This window comes from uncultured Faecalibacterium sp., from assembly GCF_900066275.1.
Taxonomy (GTDB): Bacteria; Bacillota; Clostridia; order Oscillospirales; family Ruminococcaceae; genus Faecalibacterium; species Faecalibacterium taiwanense.
The window spans coordinates 33,061-38,982 of sequence record NZ_FMFG01000019.1 but is presented as its reverse complement, the minus strand read 5'-3'; the positions used below and the strand labels follow the sequence as shown (position 1 = coordinate 38,982).

Genomic DNA, 5,922 nt, shown 5'->3' with positions numbered 1-5,922 from the left:
CCGCTTGACCAGCACACCGATGCCGTTCAGCCCGTAGAACTTGTGGGCGGTCAGGCTCATGGTGTCGATGCCCGCAAAGCTGACCGGCAGCTTGCCCACGGCCTGTGTGGCATCCACATGGAAGTGGCAGTGGGGGCAGGCCTTCAACATTTCCGCGATCTCGGCCACCGGCTGCACCACGCCCAGCTCACTGTCCACGGCAGTGACGGCCACCAGAATGGTGTCCGGGCGCAGCAGTTCTTTCAGGTGGGCAAGGTCCACCGTGCCGTCCTGCCGGATGTCCACAAGGTCGATCTCGTATCCCTGCTCCTGCAGGGCGGTCAGGCTGCCGCTCACCGAGGAGTGCTCCAGCGGGGTGGAAATGATGTGTCTGCCATGGTGGCGCTCCAGCCGGGCGATGCTCTTGATGGCAAAGTTGTTGGCCTCGCTGGCACCGGATGTATAGATGATCTCGGCGGGCTGCACATTCAGACTGCGGGCAATGCTCTGGGTGGCGGCGTCGATGGCAGCCTTTGCGGCAGTGCCTGCTGCGTGGCGGGAATTGGCATTGCCCGGGCAATTGCGCTCCACCTCGCAAAAGCGCTGTAAAACCGCTTCGTCTACCGGGGTATTGGCGGAATAATCCAGATAGATCATAAACTCTCCTGATAATTCTCTTATAATACAGATTACAATGGTAGGTTATATTATAGTGCGCTTTGGGCCGGATTGCAAGAGAAGCGGCGCAAACTTCCGGGCTGGAAATACAGGAGAATTAAGCAAAATAGTTGCACGGCGGCAAAAAGTCTGCTATAATCTCTTGAAGGACTGCTCGCTGCGGCCTTTTGCGGGGCTTTTGGCGGCGGTTTGGAAAGAGCCTGAATGAAAGGGGGAGCGCACCATGCTGCACAAGAATCATCGACTGCGCTGTATTGCACTTCTCATTTCCGGGCGGGATCATTGTTCCCAAATTTCAAGGGCATTGCCGTTTTGCTGACGGCGGTGCCTCTTTTTTTGGGGCTGCGAGTTCTGTAGGAGGCAGAAAAACTTCATGAGCGAAAAGATCGATTACTCCAAAGGCATTTACGACGCGCGCCAGCTGGGCGCAGGCCGCATGTTCATTCTGGGCGTGCAGCACATGTTTGCCATGTTCGGCGCAACGGTGCTGGTGCCGCTGCTCACCGGCCTGAGCGTTTCCACCACCCTGCTGTGCGCAGGTCTGGGCACCCTGCTGTTCCACCTCATTACCAAAAAGAAGGTGCCTGCATTCCTCGGCTCCTCCTTTGCGTATCTGGGCGGCTTCTCCATCGTGGCCCCCATGCTGGCAGATGCAGACGGCAACCTGACCGTTGCCAACACCAAGATGCTGCCCTACGCCTGCGCCGCCGTCGCATTTTCCGGTCTGGTGTATCTGGTGGCCAGCCTGCTGATCTCCACCTTCGGCATCCGCCGCATCATGCGGTTCTTCCCGCCGGTGGTCACTGGCCCCATTATCATTTCCATCGGCCTGATCCTGGCCCCCTCTGCTATCAAAAACTGCCAGTCCAACTGGATCCTGGCCTTTGTGGCACTGGGTGTCGTGATCGTGTGCAACATCTGGGGCAAGGGCATGGTCAAGATCCTGCCCATCCTCATCGGCGTGCTGGTGTCCTATGCAGTGGCACTGGTGACCGGTGCAGTGGACTTCCAGCGCATTTCTGAGGCTGCATGGGTGGGCATCCCTCTGCACAAGGAGGCCATGGGCCTGTTTGCCATCGACGGCAGCCCGGAGTTCATCAGCGCACTGTTCACCATCATCCCCATTGCACTGGCAACCATGATGGAGCATGTGGGCGATATCGCCGCCATCAGCGCAACCGTGGGCCACAACTATATCAACGACCCCGGCCTGAACCGTACCCTGCTGGGTGACGGCCTTGCAACCACCATGGCCGGCCTGCTGGGCGGCCCGGCCAACACCACCTACGGCGAGAACACCGGTGTGCTGGCTCTGAGCAAGATCTACGATCCGCTGGTCATCCGCATTGCTGCCGTGCTGGCCATCATCCTGAGCTTCAGCCCCAAGTTTGAGGCTGTCATCAACACCATCCCCACCGGCATCATCGGCGGCATCAGCTTTGTGCTGTATGGCATGATCTCCGCCATCGGTGTGCGCAACGTGGTGGAGAACCGCGTGGACTTTACCAACAGCCGCAACCTGATCGTGGCCGCTGTCATTCTGGTGTGCGCACTGGGCTTCAACTCTGTGGGCGGTGTCAGCTTTGCCGTTGCAGGTGTCACCATCAACCTGTCCGGTCTGGCTGTGGCCGCAATCGCAGGCATCCTGCTGAACGCTATCCTGCCCGGCAACGACTACGAGTTTGATGCTGCCGACGGCTCCGAAGCCGCTACCAGCAGCAACCTGCAGGTCTGATCTCCCATAGAAGAAGGAAGAACAAGGCAGAAGCCGTCCTGTGTGTGCAGGGCGGCTTTGCTGTTTTTAAGGTGCACAGGGCAAAGCACACAGTTTTTGAGGATGGTTTTTAGTGACCCTGCCGGAATTTATCTGTAAGGTAAAATAAATAGGAATTATTCTTAAAATTATCCTTGACTAACTAGGAATGATTCGCTATAATAGAGCCATGACAAGGGCCGGTGAGTACCAACACCGCCCAGCCTGTTTTCTAACTGATATAAAAAGAATGATGGAGGTCTATTCTTATGAAGAAGTACGTTTGCACCGTTTGTGGTTATATTGCTGAAGGCGAGATCCCGGCACAGTGCCCCGTCTGCAAGGCTCCTGCTTCCGCTTTTGTGGAGAAGACCGGCAACACCTACGTCACCGAGCATGTTGTGGGCATCGGCAAGGCCGAGGGCGTTCCGCAGGAGATCGTGGATGGCCTGCGCGCAAACTTTGAGGGTGAGTGCAGCGAGGTCGGCATGTATCTGGCAATGGCTCGTGTGGCTGAGCGCGAGGGCTACCCCGAGATCGCTGAGGCTTACAAGCGTTATGCCTACGAGGAAGCAGACCACGCATCCCGCTTTGCAGAGCTGCTGGGCGAAGTTGTCACCGACAGCACCAAGAAGAACCTGATGATGCGTGCCGAGGCCGAGTGCGGCGCATGTGCAGGCAAGATGGATCTGGCCAAGAAGGCAAAGGCCCTGAATCTGGATGCCATCCACGACACCGTTCACGAGATGGCAAAGGACGAGGCCCGTCACGGCCGCGGCTTTGAGGGCCTGCTGAAGCGCTACTTCAACACCGAAGTCTGATAAGGTTTCCCCGGTTATCCATTCTGACCGCTGCATGGCTTTACCGCTGTGCAGCGGTTTTTTTGTTCAACCTACGGAACTGTTCCGTTGACAGGTACAGCGGCGGCGGGTTATAATTTATCTCGTGTTCAATGAACTGCGAAAGGGGAGACGGGGGAATGAAAAACGGACACACCACCCGGCAAAAGACCCCGGCGGGCCGCTACGCCCTGCTGGACGAGCTGCGCGGGCTGGATCTGGTCAGCATGATGCTGTACCATGCCTGCTGGGACATGATGTTCCTGTTCGGCATCTGGATGGACTGGTACGCGGGAATGCCGGGGCGTCTGTGGCAGCAGACCATCTGCTGGGTGTTCATTCTGCTGTCCGGCTTCTGTGCGCCCTTTGGGCGGCATATGCTGCGGCGCGGTGTTACCGTGTTTGCCGCCGGAGCGCTGGTAACGGCGGTGACGCTGGTGTTCATGCCGGGAGGCCGGGTCATTTTTGGCGTGCTTACTTTTTTGGGTACGGCTATGCTGCTGACCGGTGTGCTGGAACCGCTGCTGAAAAAAGTGATGCCCGCTGTGGGCCTTGCGGTGTCGGCGGTGCTGTTTGCGGTGTGCTACCCGGTCGGCTTGGGCTGGGTGGGCCTTGGCGGCTGGAAGCTGATGCTGCCGCAGAGCCTGTATGCCAACTACTTTACTGCATTTTTTGGCTTTTACCCGGACTGGTTCTACTCCACCGATTACTTTGGCCTGCTGCCGTGGCTGTTTTTGTTCTGGGCGGGGTACTACCTGCACAAGGCGGTGGGCCGCAGACGCATGGAACCGCTGCGCCGCCCGGTGTGCCCGGCGCTGGGCTGGATGGGCCGGCACTCGCTTTTGCTGTATCTGCTGCACCAGCCGGTGATCTACGGCGTACTTTCAGCCGCGGCAGTTCTTTTTGCATAAAAGGCTTGACACAGCCGGGAAGCTGTGGTATTCTATCGGTGGTTAGAAGATACTAACCAAATGGGGATGCGTCTGCGTGGTTGGACGCATTTTCATGGAACATAAAGTTAGATATATCTAACTAATATTGATTTGAGAGAGGACGATCTTTATGAGCAAAGTAGCAGTCGTATTCTGGAGCGCAACCGGCAACACTGAGACCATGGCAAACTGCGTGGCAGAGGGTGCAAACGGCACCATCGTGCCCTGCAGCGAGATGAACGCCGCAAAGCTGGCTGAGTTTGATGCAGTGGCTTTTGGCTGCCCCGCAATGGGTGCTGAGCAGCTGGAGGAGAGCGAATTCGAGCCGATGTTCTCTGATCTGGAGGGTTCTCTGAACGGCAAGAAGATCGCCCTGTTCGGCTCCTACGGCTGGGGCGACGGCCAGTGGATGCGTGACTGGGTGGAGCGTGCTCAGGGCGACGGCGCACAGGTGCTCAACGGTGAGGGCCTGATCTGCAACGAGGCCCCGGACGATGATGTTCAGGCTGCATGCCGCAAGCTGGGCGCAGATCTGGCTGCATGGTAAACAGGAGAAGCTTCTCTTGACAAACAGAGACGGGTGCGATAAACTATGAGAACACCGAAAAACGGTGTTTTTGCAGAGCTGGAAGTTAGCAAATACTAACTTTCACGCAAAAACAACAGCCTCTGTACAGAATGCATCAAAACTGCGGCAGGGGACAGCAGACGGAAAGGTCTGCGCTCCTGCCGCTTTGGTTTCAGAAGGCGGTGTATATGGCAGTGGCTGCAGCAATTGGTGTTACGGTAGGCTTTGCATTTTTGCGCCGTGCGGTGCGCCGCGCTGCAATGCGGTCGGACCGTAGAAAAAAATAAGGCAGCAGGAGGCCCCGTCCCATGCAGGATACCCCGAAGAACTTGGATCAGAAGCGCGCAGATGAAAAGATGCTGGTGAGCGAGATGATCGCTCTTTACTGCCGCAGGCAGCACAAAACACCCAAAGGCAGCCTGTGCCCGGAGTGCCGGCAGCTGCACGATTACGCCCTGACCCGCATTGACAAATGCCCGTTCATGGAGACCAAGACCTTCTGCTCGGCCTGTAAAGTGCACTGCTACAAGCCGGAAATGCGGGAGAAGATCCGCGCGGTGATGCGCTGGGCAGGCCCGCGGATGCTGCCGGTGCACCCGGTGCTTTCCATCCGGCATGCGGCAGTCACACTCCGGTCTAAGCGCGAAGCGAAAAAGGCTGGCTGAGTTTTCCAGAATAAACACCCTGCCCGCAGGCCATACTGTGGACAGAGAGGTGATAAATATGGAAAACATCGGCGTTACCTGTGATGTCTGCGAGTGCAGCCACAATGTGAGCGGCTGCAAGTGCGACCTGCCTCAGATCAAAGTGACCGAGCAGTGCACCTGCGATACGCAGCAGGTGGAGACCCCGCACTACTGCCAGAGCTACGAGAAAAAGTAATTCCCAAAGCAGCAAAACAGCTCCTGCCAGAGCATTTCCGGCAGGAGCTGTTTTGGGTCACGGAGGTCAGCGCAGGGCCACATTGCAGGTGGCAAGGCTGCGGATCAGGGTGCCCACGCTCTCCTTCATCCGGATGCCCACGAAGCCCAGCGTGAATGCGGCCTGCACATTGGCCAGATTGTCGTCGATGAACACGCACTCGCTGGCCTTCAGGCCGTATTTGTCCAGCAGGGCCTGATAGATGCGGGGGTCGGGCTTGTTGATGTGCACCTCGCAGGAGGCTACGCCGCC

The 5,922-nt window shown here is 57.6% G+C and carries 8 protein-coding genes; 6 read left to right on the top strand and 2 right to left on the bottom strand.

The window, feature by feature from the left end; translation table 11 throughout:
* The coding region (locus tag QZL71_RS08055; RefSeq protein ID WP_294648439.1) for a cysteine desulfurase family protein at positions 1-636 on the bottom strand (636 nt) is incomplete at its 3' end.
* 394 nt (positions 637-1,030) lie between these two features.
* Here QZL71_RS08055 and QZL71_RS08050 point away from each other — a divergent pair.
* The 6 genes from QZL71_RS08050 to QZL71_RS08025 all read left to right on the top strand — a co-directional run bounded on the left by QZL71_RS08050 (position 1,031) and on the right by QZL71_RS08025 (position 5,631).
* Positions 1,031-2,392, top strand: a complete 1,362-nt coding sequence (locus QZL71_RS08050; protein WP_005940287.1) for a uracil-xanthine permease family protein — start codon at positions 1,031-1,033, stop codon at positions 2,390-2,392.
* Between the two features lie 287 nt (positions 2,393-2,679).
* A complete protein-coding gene (locus QZL71_RS08045) occupies positions 2,680-3,231 on the top strand; it encodes an NADH peroxidase (RefSeq protein WP_005926148.1) in 552 nt (183 codons plus the stop codon).
* A gap of 158 nt (positions 3,232-3,389) precedes the next feature.
* Positions 3,390-4,160, top strand: a complete 771-nt coding sequence (locus tag QZL71_RS08040; RefSeq protein ID WP_294648438.1) for a heparan-alpha-glucosaminide N-acetyltransferase — start codon at positions 3,390-3,392, stop codon at positions 4,158-4,160.
* 151 nt (positions 4,161-4,311) lie between these two features.
* The gene (locus QZL71_RS08035; protein ID WP_005940293.1) at positions 4,312-4,728 is read left to right on the top strand and encodes a flavodoxin; all 417 of its coding nucleotides are present in this window, start codon (positions 4,312-4,314) and stop codon (positions 4,726-4,728) included.
* A 329-nt stretch (positions 4,729-5,057) separates the two neighbouring features.
* The gene (locus QZL71_RS08030; RefSeq protein WP_005940299.1) at positions 5,058-5,414 is read left to right on the top strand and encodes a nitrous oxide-stimulated promoter family protein; all 357 of its coding nucleotides are present in this window, start codon (positions 5,058-5,060) and stop codon (positions 5,412-5,414) included.
* 58 nt (positions 5,415-5,472) lie between these two features.
* Positions 5,473-5,631: a DUF1540 domain-containing protein gene (locus QZL71_RS08025; protein WP_005940302.1), complete on the top strand. Its 159-nt coding sequence runs from the start codon at positions 5,473-5,475 to the stop codon at positions 5,629-5,631.
* A gap of 66 nt (positions 5,632-5,697) precedes the next feature.
* Here the strand turns inward: QZL71_RS08025 and QZL71_RS08020 are convergent.
* Positions 5,698-5,922: HAD-IA family hydrolase (locus QZL71_RS08020; RefSeq protein WP_294648437.1), on the bottom strand; the 225-nt coding region annotated here is incomplete at its 5' end.